Source organism: Marinococcus sp. LNHM5E3-2.1 (genome assembly GCF_056034365.1).
Map to the genome: position 1 here is coordinate 24220 of NZ_JBQLIB010000007.1, position 15909 is coordinate 40128.

The following is a 15909-nucleotide window of genomic DNA, read 5'->3' on the forward strand; positions in this document are numbered from 1 at the left end:
CTTGCTATTTCGGCATTACAGCCGAAAAGCCGCTTTATCCATTCTACGCTCCAGAACGCCTTCACAACCGGTCAGCGTGCAGCTTTCACTATCCTGCACTCGCTAAAACTGAAGAAGATTGCTACTACTTTCTTTCCCTGCGCATCATTATGATTGTATTGAAATAGTACTTAACATTTACGAGTGTGTCAAGCACTCATTCAACGTTCCACTTTTCCATCTGTTCCAGAAAACGCCTTGCCTTTAAATGAATACCTGCATACGCATCATAATAGCTGTTCAGCACATCCTTCAGCTCTTTTTTCGTTTCGGCCGATACAGAAACAGAGCCTACCCGGTGCACATCAATGTAGAAAAACGTCCGCAAAAGCCTCACCGTTTTCGGCTGAATGCGGAAACGGTACGGATCGATCTCCCAGCAAAGATGACAGAGAAAGCCCGCTTCGCGGATGGAAAAATGAAATGTTCCCTCCTGCCGCCCGCAGTTCACACAGCGGTCGATCACGGGCTGGATGCCTGCCACTGCGGTCATTTTCACTTCAAACAGACGGATAAGCACTTCGGCATCTTCGCCTTCATCGATACGCCGCAGAAGCTGCCAAAACAGCTCAAATAGATAAGGATTTCGCTCCTGATCCACGGTAACTTTATCAAGAAGTTCGGACAAATAGGAAGCGTAGGAAGTAAGAACGATGTCTTCACGCACGCTGCGAAATGAATCCGTTACGTCTCCCTGACTGAGCGTTCTCATTCCTTTGCCCGGATAGTACACAAACGTTCCGTAGACAAACGGCTGGGAGATCGAGCGCAGACGGCTGCTTGGCTTCTTTGCCCCTTTGGCCATCATCGCCATTTTCCCGTGCTCTCTTGTATAAACCGTTAACACTACATTGGATTCCCCGTAGGAAGCAGTCCGCAAAACAATTCCTTCTGTTTTCTGAATCATGCTGTTCCTCCGCTCCCAGGCGATTTCTTAATATTCGTCTTCGCGGTACCCGTTCTCACGAAGCAGATATGCGCTGTTTCTCCAGTCCTTTTCCACCTTCACCCAAAGCTCCACGAACACCTTCGAGCCGAGCATCGACTCAATATCTGCCCGGGCCCGCTGTCCGATTTCCTTGAGCATTGAGCCCTGCTTACCGATAATAATGCCTTTTTGGGTCGGGCGTTCAACAACAATCGTAGCTGCCACATACACCGCCCCGTTTTCCCGTTCTTTCATTTCATCGATAACAACGGCTAGCGAATGCGGAACTTCTTCGCGAGTAAGCTGCAGCGCTTTTTCACGTATCAGTTCACTCACGATAAACCGTTCCGGGTGATCAGTGACCTGATCTTCCGGATAAAACTGCGGGCCTTCCTCGAGATATTTGGTAAGCTCTTCGAGAAGCGTCGTCACATTATTGCCGTTCAACGCAGAAACCGGTACTACCTCGGCAAAATCATACCGTTCGGAATAGCTGGCAATCACTTTGAGCAGTTCGTCGGGATGAACTTTATCGATCTTATTAACGATTAAAAATACCGGCGTGTCTGTCCGCTTCAGTTTTTCGATAATATATTCCTCGCCGGGGCCGTATGACTCTGACGCATCGATCAGATATAAAATAATATCAACGTCGTTCAGCGTCTGCAGAGCCGCACGAACCATAAAATCGCCCAGCTTGTGCTTTGGCTTGTGAATGCCAGGGGTATCGATAAAAACAATCTGGGAGTCTTCCGTCGTGTAAACGCCCTGGATTTTATTTCTTGTTGTTTGTGCTTTATCACTCATGATCGCAATCTTTTGGCCAAGCACCTGATTCATTAATGTGGATTTTCCCGCATTGGGACGCCCGATTAAAGCGGCAAATCCGGAATGATACGATTCACTCATTATTTTCCCTCTTCTTTCCTGCTTTCATACTATAAATCTTCCGGGCCGAATGCTCCCGGGAGCAGTTCTTCCATCGTTGTTACTTTCATTTCACCCTGGAGGTTACCCAATACAATCCGGGCATCCTTCGGCAGAAACTCAGAAAGCACCTGCCGGCAGGCGCCGCACGGAGCGACCGGCCCTTTCGTATCAGCAATGACAGCTACCATTTTCCCGCTTCGTATGCCCGTACGCAACGCGCTGAACACGGCTGTCCGTTCTGCACAGTTGCTTAATCCGTACGAAGAGTTCTCAATATTACACCCTTCGTACCACTCGTCGTCCTCTCCTACAAAAACCGCTCCTACCGGAAATTTGGAATACGGGACGTACGCCTGCTCTCTTGCCTGTTTAGCCCGTTCAAGCAGTTCGTTTTCTATAGCCAATGTTCTTCCCCCTTTGTCAGTTCAGCCATTCCCATATGGAAGACATAAAAATCATTACACCGATGATGACAGCAAATACAGCGTAAATGAGTACCGCACCGGCAGCAATGTCTTTGACATCTCCCGCGGTTTTATTCCATTCCGGCGATACTAAATTTACCAGGCGCTCGAGCGCTGAATTAACCATTTCGAGCACAAGCATGCCGGCAATTGCCAGCAAAAGAACAGCCCACTGCCATAAAGCGATGCCGCACACCCATCCCAAAAGAACGGCTGCCAGACCGAAAAAGACATGAAAGCGCATGTGACGCTCTTCCCGGAAGGCAAGGAGGATACCTTTTCCAGCAAATATAAAGCCGTCCTTCCAGCGTTTAGGCACCGATTTATCGCGGTAATCCATACGCTTCAAGAATCCTTTCCTGACGCGAAAACATTTTATCTTCTTCCTCTTTGTCCATATGATCGTATCCAAGCAAATGAAGCAGGCCGTGAACGGCCAAAAAGCCCAGTTCTCTTTCAAACGAGTGACCGTATTCCCCGGCCTGCTCCTGCGCCTTGGGGACGCTGATAATAATGTCTCCGAGCAGGTTCGGTATGCCTTCAGCCTGGGGCTGAATTTCGTCGTCATTCAGCGCAAATGAAATTACATCAGTCGGCCGGTCGATCTCCCTGTATTCTCTGTTGACCGCCTGAATCATTTCATTATCCACAAAACTTACAGAGACCTCCGAGCCGTCTACGACTCCTTCTTTTTCACATGCGAACTGCAGGATGTTTTTCACTAGCTCCCAGTGCTTCGGTTCTACTCGTTCCGTTTCATCCACCATATCTACTTCAATACTCACACCTGTCCACCCCTGACTAGTTGTTTGTTGGTTTGTCCGGCCGGTTCAGCGTACGCTTTGGATCGCCTTCCTCCTGTTCGTAAGCATCAAGAATCTGCTGCACGAGTGTATGCCGTACGACATCCGTGGCTTCAAGGTAAACGAACCCAATATGATCGATGTTTTTTAAAATGCGTGCCGCCACCTTCAGCCCTGACTGCTGGCCTTTGGGAAGATCAATCTGGGTGAGGTCCCCGTTAACAATCATTTTTGAACCAAAGCCGAGCCGCGTTAAAAACATCTTGATTTGTTCTTTCGTGGTGTTCTGGGCTTCATCGAGAATAACAAAAGCATCGTCCAGCGTCCGGCCTCTCATATACGCGAGGGGAGCTACTTCGATCGTCCCTCTCTCCATTAACCGCTGTGTATGCTCCGCTCCAAAGATATTATGCAGGGCGTCATACAGCGGACGCAGATATGGATCCACCTTTTCTTTCAGGTCTCCCGGAAGAAATCCGAGGCTTTCTCCAGCCTCCACCGCCGGACGGGTTAGTACAATCCGCTTCACCCGCCCCTCTTTTAAAGCATTTATCGCCATTACGACCGCCAGATAGGTTTTGCCTGTACCAGCTGGGCCAACGCCAAATATCATGTCTTTACGACGGATCTGATCAATATATTCCTTTTGCCCCAAGGTTTTAATCATCACTGGCTTGCCTTCAGCATTTACAGCAATCTGCTCCTGGAAAAGATCTTCAAGCTTTTCAAGCTTTCCTTCCTCGGCAAGCTGCGCGGCATAGACAACGTCCCGTTCTGAAATCCGCACCCGTTTTTTCAGCAGCCTTGCCAAAGCTTCAATCACTTCTTCGACCAGCGCTGCCTGCTTTTCGTTTCCTTCTACGATCAGCGAGCCGCCCCGGGTAATAATCGAAACGTCCAGCTTTTCTTCAAGCCGCTCAATGTGCACATCGTTTGGACCAAACAGCTGCTGGATGTCGTTCATTTCATTCACTTGTAATTCTAACGTTTTCTTTTCGGTCAATATAGCTCAGTCTCCTTGAGTATAATATCATATCCTTGCTGTTATCAGTTTTTTCGTTAGTATGCTAACTCTACTCTACCACCACGCTGAGGGTGTTGCAAAAAATAGCAGACATTTTACGATTCTCAGGAAAAAAAGAACCTGATCCGAGGATCAGGCTCACTCATTACTGCTTTTTTTAGCGGAACGGTGCGGCGTCACTTTTTCACGTGACATTGTTGACTGCCGCTGGTAAGGATAACCGCTGCGCCTTGTGACCGGCGGGCTGAGAACCTCCGCCCACACGAGTCCGTTTGCTGCTTCTTTTTTATTTATCGACCGTGGATTTCTCCGCGCTCCGCCGATTTCCCCGTCTGACATAACGCCTCCGCGTTCAGCAGACTGGCGCGAAGCACGCTCAAGACGCTGGCTTGCATTTTTCTTTTGCTGCTGAAGCTCTTCGCGGCGTTTTTCGTATTCTTTTAAAGCACTGCTTTTATTCTGAGGATTATCTGTCTCTTCTTTGTACAGCTCTGCCTCAGCTTCCGGCACCCGGCGCGTTGGATGATTGCCGGGACTTCCAGAAGGATCATTCTGAGGACGGTTCGGCGTATTTTCTTTGCGGGCATTTTCAAACTCTTCGAATATGTCTTCGAGTTTTCCAAAAGCCCCGCGCCGCCTTGAATCACCGTCACCGCTGTCCTGCTGCTGGCTGCTGTCTCCCCGGCCCATAAACGTAATCAAACCGCCGAAGAGCAGCAGTAAAATCCACAGATTTTCAAACACTAGTTCAAACAGCTGCTCCATCGCTTCATTCACCTTCTTCTACGGACAAAGTCCCTTATTTATCGGTGTGCGGGCGGTTATATGGACCGTTTTGGTCGTCGTCTTTACCGGATTTACTGATGGATTCACGCATATCCGTATCAGACATAACGTTCTGGATATTCATATAATCCATGACGCCAAGGTTTCCGGAACGCAGGGCTTCTGCCATTGCCATTGGCACTTCTGCTTCGGACTCGGTAACTTTCGCACGCATTTCTTCTACGCGTGCTTTCATTTCCTGCTCCTGAGCAACAGCCATGGCGCGACGTTCTTCGGCTTTCGCCTGGGCGATGTTTTTATCTGCTTCCGCCTGGTCTGTCTGCAGTTCTGCACCAATGTTTTTGCCAATGTCAATATCGGCTATATCAATGGATAAAATCTCAAAAGCCGTACCTGAATCCAGCCCTTTGGAAAGAACAGTCTGTGAGATGCTGTCCGGGTTTTCCAATACTTTTTTATGATTCTGCGAAGAACCGATCGTCGAAACAATACCTTCACCAACACGGGCGATAACGGTATCTTCACCGGCACCCCCGACCAGACGGTCTATGTTTGCGCGTACGGTGATTCTTGCTTTTGCTTTCACTTCAATACCGTCCATTGCGACACCGGCAATAAATGGTGTTTCAATAACTTTCGGGTTAACACTCATCTGTACGGCTTCCAATACGTCACGGCCGGCAAGGTCGATAGCAGCACAACGTTCAAATGTAAGTTCAATATTTGCACGCTGGGCGGCGATTAGTGCATTGACCACCCGGTCCACATTACCGCCAGCCAGATAGTGGCCTTCAAGCTTGTTCAGTTCAATATCAAGACCAGCTTTTTCTGCCTTGATCATCGGGTTTACTACTCTCGACGGAATAACCCTCCGGAGCCGCATACCGACCAGCTGGAAAATACCTACTTTCACCCCTGCAGCAAGCGCCGAAATCCAAAGCGCAACTGGTACAAAAGTGAATAAAATGACGAGCGCTATTAAAATAATAGCTAATACAATAACGAGACCTATATCAATTCCCATGTCATGATTCCCTTCTTTCTTTGTTAGAGTATGGCTTTACTACAACACGCGTGCCTTCTACACGCACTACCTGCACAGCGTCTCCGCGGTCAAGATAGCGGCCGTCTGAAACGACATCGATTTTTTCCCCGTCAATATCTACTGCACCGGTCGGATGCAGCGGAGTCAATGCCGTTCCTTCTCTGCCTAATAAGTCCGTTCTTCCTTCATTTGACACATATCCTTCCTTCGAAGAAAACGTATCCTGAAGCACCAGCTTTTTCATTGGCCCCCGTTTTCCGAACCCGACCACCATAACTACTGCTGCGATGATGGCGGCTACTGCTGCCAGAACGACGGAGATCGCCATAACGGAAACAGAAAACGACGACATAAACAGGCTGCCAACGACTGCCCCTATACCTAATATACCAAAAATTCCAAAACCAGGAACAAAGAATTCTATCAGCAGTAATATTAAACCGACGCCAAACAGCAGCAGTCCTTCGAAGCCGGCAAACCCGGCAATCATATGACCGAAAAAGAATAGTCCTAAGGATGCGAGACCGATGCCTCCAAAAATTCCAAATCCCGGTGAAAATACTTCAAGTATTAGGCCGATCATGCCGACGCTCAATAAAATAGGAATCACATACGGACTGGTCACCCATCTTGCGATCTGCTCAGCTGCGCTGATATCTGCTTCTTCCACTGCAGCATCGCCCAGGTTCATCTGACTGAGAAGATCATCTCTGCTGTCGGCAATGTATTCTGCATAGCCCACTTCTTCAGAAGCTGCTTCCGAGGCCGTAAGCGTTAACAGTTCACCTTCTCCGGCACGATAATCCGGCAGTTCAACTCCAGGGTCAGCCATTGCTTCTGCATACACTGGATCTCTGTCATTGGATTCAGCTGCATTGACCATATTAGACACCCAGGCTGACTGAGCCTTGTCAGATGCTGCATTGCCCGAGCCGTCAATAACCTGGGCTGCTCCCATTTCTGTTTCAGGCGCCATGGCAATTTCGTCAGCGCTCAAAGCCAGAAACGCTCCTGCTGACATAGCCTGGTCCGTTACATATGCGGTAGTTGGAATAGATGTACCATTGATAATCGAGGCAATCTCACCTGCGGCATCCACCGCGCCTCCGGGCGTGTCCAGTTCAAAAATAATCCTGTCGGCATCAGCTTCTTCCGCTTCTTCCACCGATCGTTCCAAAAATGCAGCCATTCCCTGTTCAACGGTCTGTTCAACCGGGATAACATATACGGTCTGATTTTCACCGGCCCCCTGTACAGATGCCGGAAGCCAGGCGGCTGTCATGAAAAGTATGGCAAGAAGAACGGACAGCCATCTGCTTTTTCTCTGCTCCACCTCTATCCCCCCTCCCGTTCATTAGTTATATGTCTATACTCTTATGTACGAGGATAAAGATAAAAGCGTTTCAATTTTTTCCCGTTTATTTCGGGAGGAAGACTGGCATATGTTTAAAAAAAGAGACCGAACCGGAACTGAACCCTGATTCGATCTCTAGCTTTCTTATTATCAAGAAGATAAATGCTTTTTCACTAATTGATTTACCTGGGAACCGTCCGCTTTTCCGCTGACTTTAGGCATCACCGCACACATCACTGTTCCCATATCTTTCATCGAAGAGGCATTCTCCTCCTGAATAGTTTCTTTCACAATTGATTCCAATTCTTCATTCGATAAAGGAGCAGGAAGATATTCAGATATGACGTCCATTTCAAACCTGGTCTGTTCTGCTAAATCTTCCCGTCCTGCGTTTTCAAACTCATGGAGGGAATCTTTTCTTTGTTTCATTTCGCGGTTTAAAACCGCTGTTGCTTCGCTTTCATCAAGCTCTTTATTGAGCTTGATAGCTTCATTCTGCATCGAAGCCCGCAGGCCTCTGATAACATTTAAACGCTGTTTTTCCTTGTTTTTCATTGCTGACTTCATGTCACTGCTTAAACGGTCCATGAGTTCCAAGGATGCAGCACCTTCTTTACTTAAAACTTACGTTTTCTAGCTTCTTCGCTTTTCTTCTTACGACGAACACTAGGTTTTTCGTAGTGTTTGCGTTTTTTCACTTCAGCCATTGTTCCTTCTTTGGAAAGGCTACGCTTAAAACGGCGAAGAGCGGCATCAATATCTTCATTCTTTTTCTTTCTTGTCTCTGCCATGTGATTCCCTCCCTCCGAACAACCAATCTAACTAATATATGAATAAAGACTATTACTCAAATACTAGCCATTTGGTAAATAGTATAAAGCATCTGTGCCAAAAAATCAACGAGCTGGCAGGCAGAGATTGTTAGTAGTTTTCGCTTGAGGTTTCACCCTGCAGTATTTTCACACCAGAGCTTGCACCGAGCCTGGACGCTCCGGCTTCAATTAATGCAAGAGCAGTCTGACGGTCTTTGACCCCGCCGCTCGCTTTTACGCCGGCACGGTCGCCCACCGTCTCTTTCATCAGACGCACATCTTCGATCGTTGCTCCTCCTCCGTTAAACCCGGTGGATGTTTTTACAAAATCCGCTCCAGCTTCAACTGCAAGACTGCAGGCCTTCTTCTTCTCTTCATCAGTTAACAGCGCTGTTTCTATTATCACTTTCACCAGTGCCTCCTGATTTGCAGCCTGCACGACCGCTTCAATGTCCGCGCGGACCAGATCGTCTTCCCCGCTTTTTAAGGCGCCGATATTGATAACCATATCAACTTCCTTCGCTCCGTTGGCGATGGCATTTTTCACTTCAAATGCTTTTGTTTCCGGATTTGTGGCACCGAGTGGAAAACCGATCACTGTACAGACAAGCACGCCGGAGCCTTTTAGCTCTTCCGCTGCAAAAGGCACCATCGACGGATTAATGCAGACAGATTTGAAATGATTGTCTTTCGCTTCCGCTGTGATACGTTTTATATCTTCAAATGTGGTTTCCGGCTTCAGCAGTGTGTGATCAATATATTGCGCGAGATCTGCCATACTTTCTCCTCCAGTTTAGCTGTTATAGTTATACAAGCGTTGCTGTATCATGGTCAAGCACGCGTACAAATTCCCCTTCATTCAATGGATAGCCTGCATTCGTAATTTTCACGCGCACAATTTCACCACGCCATTCCGGGTTCGCAGGGAAACGTACCTTTATATAATTTGTCGAGTAGCCGACAAAGTAACCTGGTTTTTCTTTATCTTCTTCTTCCGGAATTACTTCCACGACTTCATTTTCAAAACGCGAAGCATATTCTTTTGCCAGTTGATTGGATAGTTCAATCAGACGGTGCACCCGGTCATTTTTTTCTTCATCCTCAACCTGATCGCTCATTTTAGCAGCCGGGGTACCGGTTCTCTTCGAATATGGAAATACGTGCAGTTCTGAGAAACGCTGGTCCCGGATAAAGTCGTACGTCTGCTGAAATTCTTCTTTCGTTTCCCCCGGGAAGCCTACAATCACATCTGTGGTGATGGCGCATTCCGGAAGCGCTTCGCGCAGTTTTTCGAGGCGGTCCGCATAAAATTCCACACTGTATTTTCTTCTCATTCTTTTAAGCACGGTGTTTGAGCCAGCCTGAAGCGGCACGTGCAGATGATTTACTACTTTGTTTGACCTTCGGAGCACATCAATCACTTCATCGGTGATTTGACTTGCTTCTATGGAAGAAATACGGATCCGTTTTAGCCCATCGATGGTTTCAAGATCCCGGAGCAGCCCTGCGAGATTATAGTCTTTCAGGTCTTCACCGTAGCCTCCTGTATGAATGCCTGTCAGCACCAGTTCCTTGTAGCCTTTGTTAACCAGCTGTTCGGCCTGATGCATAACCTCTTCCGGGTTTCTCGAACGGAGCAGGCCACGGGCCCACGGGATGATACAGAAGGTACAGAAGTTATTGCACCCTTCCTGAATCTTCAGCGACGCTCTCGTGCGGTCGGTAAACTCCGGTACATCGAGTTCTTCGTACACACGGTTTTTCATAATATTACTTACACCGTTAATTGGTTCCCGGGACACCGTGTACTCTTCAATATAGTCGAGCATTTTTTTGCGGTCCTGCGTGCCAACGACAATATCGACGCCGGGAATATCCATAATCTCTCCCGGAGAGGTCTGGGCATAACAGCCGGTGACGCATATAATGGCTTCCGGATTTTTACGTACTGCGCGCCGGATTACCTGGCGGCTTTTTTTATCTCCGGTGTTTGTTACCGTACAGGTGTTGATAACATAGACATCCGCGGTCTGATCAAATTCCTTTTTTTCATAGCCGTCGTTTTTAAACAGCTGCCATATGGCTTCCGTTTCGTAATGGTTTACTTTACAGCCAAGAGTATGAAACGCCACTGATCTCATTGTATGTTCCCCTCCTGAATTTCATAATAATATGTCACTGCTCCAAGCAGCAGCAAAGAAGCGGTTTCGCTTCGAACAATTCTCTTCCCCAGGGACGTCGCAGGAATGTGCTGTTCCTCAAACAGGGACAGCTCGTTACGGGAGAACCCGCCCTCCGGCCCGATAAATGCGAGCAGCGTTTCCGGATGCCCGGCAAACACCTCAGGGAGCTTTGCGGGCAGTTCTGCTCTCGCTTCTGCTTCTGATAAAACGATCCGGCTCCCGACAGAAGCCGTGTTTTCTATAACCTTACGTGCCGAGGAAAAATAAACAATTTCCGGTATATACATCCGCTCTGACTGCTCTGCTGCTTCTTTAGCAATTCGGTTTAAACGATCAATTTTCTTTTGCCGTTTATTCGCATCCCATTTTACCACAGAATGGTCCCCTTCATAAAAATAAATCGCCGAGGCTCCAAGCTCTGTTGCTTTTTGCACGACAGTGTCCATTTTTTCTCCTTTAATCAGAGCCTGGGCAGCGATAATATTTACAGGAAGCTCTGCTCCTCCTGTCCACTCGCTGATTATTTTTGCGTGGACACTTTTTTCTTCCACGCTTTCAATTTCAGTCACAAAGGCATGTCCCTGATTGTCTTTACATACAATTTTTTCTCCCGGGCCCATACGCATAACACGGGCAATGTGCTTTGCATCATTACCCGTGATTTGTATATATTCATGCTGTATGGAGGAGGGATCCACAAAATAATGCTGCATATTCCTCTCCTTTACAGTGTCTGCGGCCGGCGGGCGATAATGCACAGCCAGTCTTCGACTGCCCGCACATCTTCAATAACAAAACCCGCTTCCGTCAGAGCCTGTTCGACATCCGTACGTTTGCTTTCAATGATGCCTGAAGTAATAAACACACCATCCGGCTGAAGGGAACTAAACGCATCCTCTGCAAGGCGGATAATGATAGGTGCCAAAATATTAGCCACAATGATATCTGCCTGCATCGACCGGTATTCCAGCAAATCCGATTGGGCCACGGTGATTTTATTTGCCATCCCGTTTCGGCTGATATTTTCTTCAGCACTCCTGACGGCTACTTCATCAAGATCGAGCGCAAGAATTTCTCCTGCTTCGAATAAGCATGCGCCTATAGCGAGCACGCCGGACCCGGTGCCGACGTCCAGCACTGCATTACCCGGACGTGTGTACTCTTCAAGCGCCTGCATGCTGAGTACGGTTGTCGGGTGGGTGCCGGTGCCAAACGCCATGCCCGGATCCAGCGTAATGATTTTTTCCCCGCTCTTTTTTTCATACTCTTCCCAGGAAGGCACAATAGTAACTTTATTCGTGATCTGGACAGGCTTGTAATACTTTTTCCAGGCCTCTGCCCAGTCTTCCTCCGCAATCTCTTTAAGCACTACCTGGTTTCGTCCTAAATCAATATCGTAAAGGAGCAGTTCATTAATGGATTGCTTAATTTCCTCCACAGTATCGGTGACGTAGCTTGTCATCGGAAGATAGGCTTTCACAAGCGTGCCTTCATCCGGATAATTATCTTCAGAAAGCATGAACCATTCGTCTTCTGCCTCTTCCCATTCCCGCTCCAGGTCGGCCGAATCTTCAATCACGACCCCGCTTGCTCCTGCTTCCTGAAGCACAAACGATACAGGGTCAATGGCCTCCTGGGTAGTGTGAACAGAAATTTCAATCCAATTCATATGTCTGCTCCTCCCTTTTTACTCTCCGCGAAACGCCCGTTTCACACGGTCAAAGAAATTTCCGTGCTGTTCATCGGTTTCTTCATCGCCGCTGATTTCTGCGAATTCCCGCAGCAGTTCCTTCTGCCGGTCCGTCAGTTTCTTCGGTGTCACTACCTGGACTTTCACATGCTGATCGCCCTGGCCGCGTCCGTGCACGTTATTAATGCCTTTATTCCGGAGACGGAATTTTGTTCCCGATTGGGTGCCAGCCGGTATTTTCAATTTAACTTTACCTCGCAGTGTCGGCACTTCAATTTCATCGCCAAGCGTTACCTGAACAAATGTCAGCGGCATTTCGCAGTAGACGTCATCTCCGTCACGTTCAAAGAATTCATGCGGCTGTACGTTGAAAACGACAAACAGGTCGCCCGGTGGTCCACCATTTGCGCCCGGCTCGCCCTGACCGCTCACGCGGATCTGCTGGCCGTGGTCGACGCCCTCCGGAATATGAATATTGATCTTTTTGTTCCGGCGGATGCGGCCGTTTCCGTTACATGTAGGACATTTTTCTTCCACTTCAACGCCCGAGCCGCTGCAGCGGTCACACACACGACGGTTCACGACACGGCCAAACGGCGTATTCTGTTCTACGTTCATCTGACCCTGCCCGCCGCACTGGCGGCAAGTTCTTTTTTCTGTGCCTGGCTTTGCGCCGTCGCCGCCGCACGTTTCACAATTTTCTTCTTTTGGAATTTCGATCTCTGTATCTTTGCCGAAGGCTGCTTCCTTAAAGGTGAGCGTCATCGTATACTGCAGATCCGCCCCCTGCCGTGGAGCATTTGGATCTCTTGAAGCACCGCCGCCGAAAAACATATCGAAAATGTCGCCAAATCCGCCGCCGAAGCCGCCTGCTCCGGCTCCGCCGCCGCCAAAGCCCTGGTTCGGATCTTCATGGCCGAAACGATCGTAATTCGAACGCTTCTGGGGATCGCTTAATGTATCATAGGCATCTTTGATTTCAATAAATTTTTCTTCGGCGTCGTCTTCCTTGTTGACGTCCGGGTGATACTGGCGTGCCAGTTTTCTATATGCTTTTTTTATTTCCTGCTCGTCCGCGTCTTTGCTGACGCCAAGCACGTCGTAATAATCGCGTTTACTCATCGTTCATCTTCACTCCTCGCTCTTGTCCATACGTGTTATCTTATCATTCTACAAGAAGACGCTTCAATCTGAAAAACATATTCATTACAGAAAGAAGGGGCCATCCCCTTGAATAGAAGCAGTCAAGTGACCACTATTCGGGACAGCCCCATTCATCAGCGCTACAGATCGTTAGCTGTTTTTGTTGTTATCACTGTTATCATTGTCATCTTTAACGTCTTCGTAGTCAGCGTCTACAGTGTCGTCACTGCTTTCGCCGCCGGCTTCGCCCTGCTCCTGCTGAGCCTGCTGCGCTGCCTGTTCATACATTTTCGTTGTCAGCTGCTGAACGATTTCCTGAAGCTCGTCCTTCGCTGTGCGGATGGCTTCAATATCTTCGCCTTCAAGCGCAGTTTTTACTTTTTCTTTTGCGTCCTCAGCCTGCTGTTTTTCGTCTTCTGTTACATTTTCGCCGAGGTCATTCAATGTTTTTTCTGTCGTGAAGACGAGCTGGTCCGCTTCGTTGCGCACTTCTACTTCTTCTTTACGCTTTTTGTCCTCTTCTGCATTTTCTTCAGCATCTTTTACCATTTGTTCAATCTCTTCTTCGGAAAGACCGGAGGAAGAAGTGATGGTAATAGACTGCTCTTTGTTTGTGCCAAGATCCTTCGCACGTACGTTCACAATACCGTTAGCATCAATATCGAAGGTAACTTCGATTTGAGGTACGCCGCGCGGAGCTGGCGGGATATCGGTCAGCTGAAAACGGCCAAGCGTTTTGTTGTCTGCGGCCATTTCACGCTCACCCTGAAGCACATGAATATCCACAGAAGGCTGATTGTCAGCTGCTGTTGAGAACGTCTGGGATTTGCTTGTCGGAATTGTAGTATTCCGGTCGATTAATTTCGTTGTTACTCCGCCCATCGTTTCGATACCGAGGGAGAGTGGTGTAACGTCGAGCAGTACAACGTCTTTTACATCACCGGTTAGTACGCCTGCCTGAACAGCAGCACCTACGGCTACCACTTCATCCGGGTTAACACCTTTGTGTGGTTCTTTACCAGTTAAGTTTTTAATGCCTTCCTGTACAGCAGGAATACGTGTGGAACCACCAACAAGGATGACTTTATCCACTTCGGAAGCACTGAGACCAGCGTCTTTCATTGCTTGTCTTGTAGGCCCCATTGTGCGTTCAACCAGCTTCGAGGAAAGCTCATCAAACTTAGCACGTGTCAGTGTAAGCTCAAGGTGTTTCGGTCCGCTCTGATCTGCTGTGATAAACGGCAGGGAAATCTGTGTCTGCGTAACGCCGGAAAGATCTTTTTTCGCTTTTTCTGCTGCATCCTTCAAGCGCTGCACAGCCATTTTATCCTGGGAAAGGTCAATACCGTTTTCTTTGCGGAACTCATCCACTAAATGGTCGATAATCACCTGGTCAAAGTCGTCACCGCCAAGCTTATTGTCGCCGGACGTGGAACGAACTTCGAAAAAGCCTTCGCCAAGCTCAAGAATGGATACGTCAAATGTACCGCCGCCGAGGTCAAATACGAGGATAGTCTGGTCCTCTTCTTTTTCCAGGCCGTAGGCAAGTGCTGCAGCTGTCGGCTCGTTTACGATACGGTCTACTTCAAGACCTGCAACACGGCCGGCGTCTTTTGTTGCCTGACGCTGGGAGTCGTTAAAGTACGCAGGTACTGTGATAACTGCGTTTGTAACAGTCTCGCCAAGATAGCTTTCAGCGTCCGACTTTAATTTCTGAAGAATAATCGCAGAAACTTCCTGCGGATTGTATTCTTTGCCTTCGATTTCCACCTTGTAATCTGTACCCATGTGACGCTTGATGGAACTGATCGTGTTAGGGTTTGTGATGGACTGGCGCTTAGCCACTTCCCCTACCTGACGTTCTCCGTCCTTGAATGCTACAACGGAAGGAGTTGTGCGGTTGCCTTCCGGGTTCGGAATAACCTGCGCTTCCCCGCCTTCCATAACGGCTACACAAGAGTTTGTTGTACCTAAGTCAATGCCAATTGTTCTACTCATTTTTCTTCCTCCTATACAGTACTCTATATCTGAATTATTAGTTGTTCACTTTTACCATTGAAGGGCGCAGCACACGATCTTTCAGTCTGTATCCCTTTTGCATTTCTTCCACAATCTGATTAGACTCAAACCCTTCTTCATCAGCCTGCATGACAGCCTGGTGAATGGTTGGGTCAAAGTATTCGCCCTGTGCCGGGATTTCTTCCACACCCTGCTGTTCGAGTGCAGATCTGAATTGATTGTAGACCATGGCCATGCCGTCAATAAATGACTGGGCACTTTCGTTATCGGGCTTGGTCTGCATCGCTCTTTCAAAATTGTCCATTACCGGCAGAAGCTCCTCTGCCAGAGGCTGGACCCGGTATTTGGCGTCTTCCTCTTTTTCCGCTTTTGCTCTGCGGCGCACATTCTCTAAATCTGCCTGAGCACGAAGAGCACGGTCTTTCCATTCGTTTATTTCTTTTTCGAGTTCTGCTTCACGCGAACCGGATTCCTCTTCAAGTTCATCCTCTTCAACATCTTCCGGCTCGAGGATTTCGACGTCTTCTTCGGTTACTTCTTCTTCGTTTGGTGCTTCCTGATCTTTTTTTTCCTCTTCCTGCTGCTTGTTCTTTTCGCTCACCTGCGCCACCTCCATTAATGCTGTTGCTATCGTTCAAAGCCATACTATATCCGACTCTTTATTAAGTTCATCAACCAATAACAAATAC

18 protein-coding genes are annotated in these 15909 nt (G+C 48.1%); all 18 read right to left on the minus strand.

Annotated features, from left to right (window positions below; all coding sequences use genetic code 11):
* Positions 1-196 precede the first annotated feature (196 nt).
* Positions 197-946 (minus strand): DNA repair protein RecO, encoded by a 750-nt coding sequence (gene recO / locus ACTRXH_RS09480; RefSeq protein WP_474281895.1) that lies wholly within the window; start codon positions 944-946, stop codon positions 197-199.
* Between the two features lie 27 nt (positions 947-973).
* Positions 974-1876: a GTPase Era gene (gene era, locus ACTRXH_RS09485; RefSeq protein WP_091611883.1), complete on the minus strand. Its 903-nt coding sequence runs from the start codon at positions 1874-1876 to the stop codon at positions 974-976.
* A 29-nt stretch (positions 1877-1905) separates the two neighbouring features.
* Positions 1906-2301 carry a cytidine deaminase gene (locus ACTRXH_RS09490; RefSeq protein WP_474261777.1) on the minus strand — a complete coding sequence of 132 codons (396 nt, stop codon included), beginning with the start codon at positions 2299-2301 and terminating at the stop codon, positions 1906-1908.
* Between the two features lie 16 nt (positions 2302-2317).
* Positions 2318-2701 carry a diacylglycerol kinase family protein gene (locus tag ACTRXH_RS09495; RefSeq protein WP_474281965.1) on the minus strand — a complete coding sequence of 128 codons (384 nt, stop codon included), beginning with the start codon at positions 2699-2701 and terminating at the stop codon, positions 2318-2320.
* The gene (ybeY, locus tag ACTRXH_RS09500) at positions 2685-3146 is read right to left on the minus strand and encodes an rRNA maturation RNase YbeY (protein WP_474261776.1); all 462 of its coding nucleotides are present in this window, start codon (positions 3144-3146) and stop codon (positions 2685-2687) included. Before ybeY ends, ACTRXH_RS09495 begins: the two co-directional genes overlap by 17 nt.
* Positions 3147-3162: 16 nt before the next feature.
* Positions 3163-4167, minus strand: coding sequence for a PhoH family protein (locus tag ACTRXH_RS09505; RefSeq protein ID WP_322525760.1), 1005 nt, complete (start codon positions 4165-4167; stop codon positions 3163-3165).
* Positions 4168-4326: 159 nt separating this feature from the next.
* Positions 4327-4953 (minus strand): hypothetical protein, encoded by a 627-nt coding sequence (locus ACTRXH_RS09510; protein WP_474261775.1) that lies wholly within the window; start codon positions 4951-4953, stop codon positions 4327-4329.
* 34 nt (positions 4954-4987) lie between these two features.
* The gene (gene floA / locus ACTRXH_RS09515; protein WP_022794948.1) at positions 4988-5998 is read right to left on the minus strand and encodes a flotillin-like protein FloA; all 1011 of its coding nucleotides are present in this window, start codon (positions 5996-5998) and stop codon (positions 4988-4990) included.
* 1 nt (position 5999) lies between these two features.
* Positions 6000-7352: an NfeD family protein gene (locus ACTRXH_RS09520; protein ID WP_474281897.1), complete on the minus strand. Its 1353-nt coding sequence runs from the start codon at positions 7350-7352 to the stop codon at positions 6000-6002.
* 171 nt (positions 7353-7523) lie between these two features.
* Complete coding sequence (locus tag ACTRXH_RS09525) at positions 7524-7970, minus strand: GatB/YqeY domain-containing protein (RefSeq protein WP_474281899.1); 447 nt, start codon at positions 7968-7970, stop codon at positions 7524-7526.
* Positions 7971-7990: 20 nt separating this feature from the next.
* Positions 7991-8164: a 30S ribosomal protein S21 gene (gene rpsU / locus ACTRXH_RS09530; protein ID WP_022794945.1), complete on the minus strand. Its 174-nt coding sequence runs from the start codon at positions 8162-8164 to the stop codon at positions 7991-7993.
* Between the two features lie 130 nt (positions 8165-8294).
* Entirely contained in the window at positions 8295-8963 is a 669-nt protein-coding gene (gene deoC / locus ACTRXH_RS09535; protein ID WP_474281901.1) for a deoxyribose-phosphate aldolase, read from the minus strand.
* A gap of 28 nt (positions 8964-8991) precedes the next feature.
* The gene (mtaB, locus tag ACTRXH_RS09540) at positions 8992-10326 is read right to left on the minus strand and encodes a tRNA (N(6)-L-threonylcarbamoyladenosine(37)-C(2))-methylthiotransferase MtaB (RefSeq protein ID WP_322525755.1); all 1335 of its coding nucleotides are present in this window, start codon (positions 10324-10326) and stop codon (positions 8992-8994) included.
* On the minus strand, positions 10323-11081 hold the full coding sequence (locus ACTRXH_RS09545) for an RsmE family RNA methyltransferase (protein ID WP_474281903.1): 759 nt from the start codon (positions 11079-11081) through the stop codon (positions 10323-10325). Before ACTRXH_RS09545 ends, mtaB begins: the two co-directional genes overlap by 4 nt.
* A gap of 11 nt (positions 11082-11092) precedes the next feature.
* Positions 11093-12037, minus strand: a complete 945-nt coding sequence (prmA, locus tag ACTRXH_RS09550) for a 50S ribosomal protein L11 methyltransferase (RefSeq protein WP_474281905.1) — start codon at positions 12035-12037, stop codon at positions 11093-11095.
* An 18-nt stretch (positions 12038-12055) separates the two neighbouring features.
* Entirely contained in the window at positions 12056-13180 is a 1125-nt protein-coding gene (gene dnaJ, locus ACTRXH_RS09555) for a molecular chaperone DnaJ (RefSeq protein ID WP_322525752.1), read from the minus strand.
* Between the two features lie 171 nt (positions 13181-13351).
* Positions 13352-15199, minus strand: a complete 1848-nt coding sequence (gene dnaK, locus ACTRXH_RS09560; protein ID WP_474261770.1) for a molecular chaperone DnaK — start codon at positions 15197-15199, stop codon at positions 13352-13354.
* A gap of 37 nt (positions 15200-15236) precedes the next feature.
* Positions 15237-15821, minus strand: a complete 585-nt coding sequence (gene grpE, locus ACTRXH_RS09565) for a nucleotide exchange factor GrpE (RefSeq protein WP_474261769.1) — start codon at positions 15819-15821, stop codon at positions 15237-15239.
* Positions 15822-15909 lie beyond the last annotated feature (88 nt).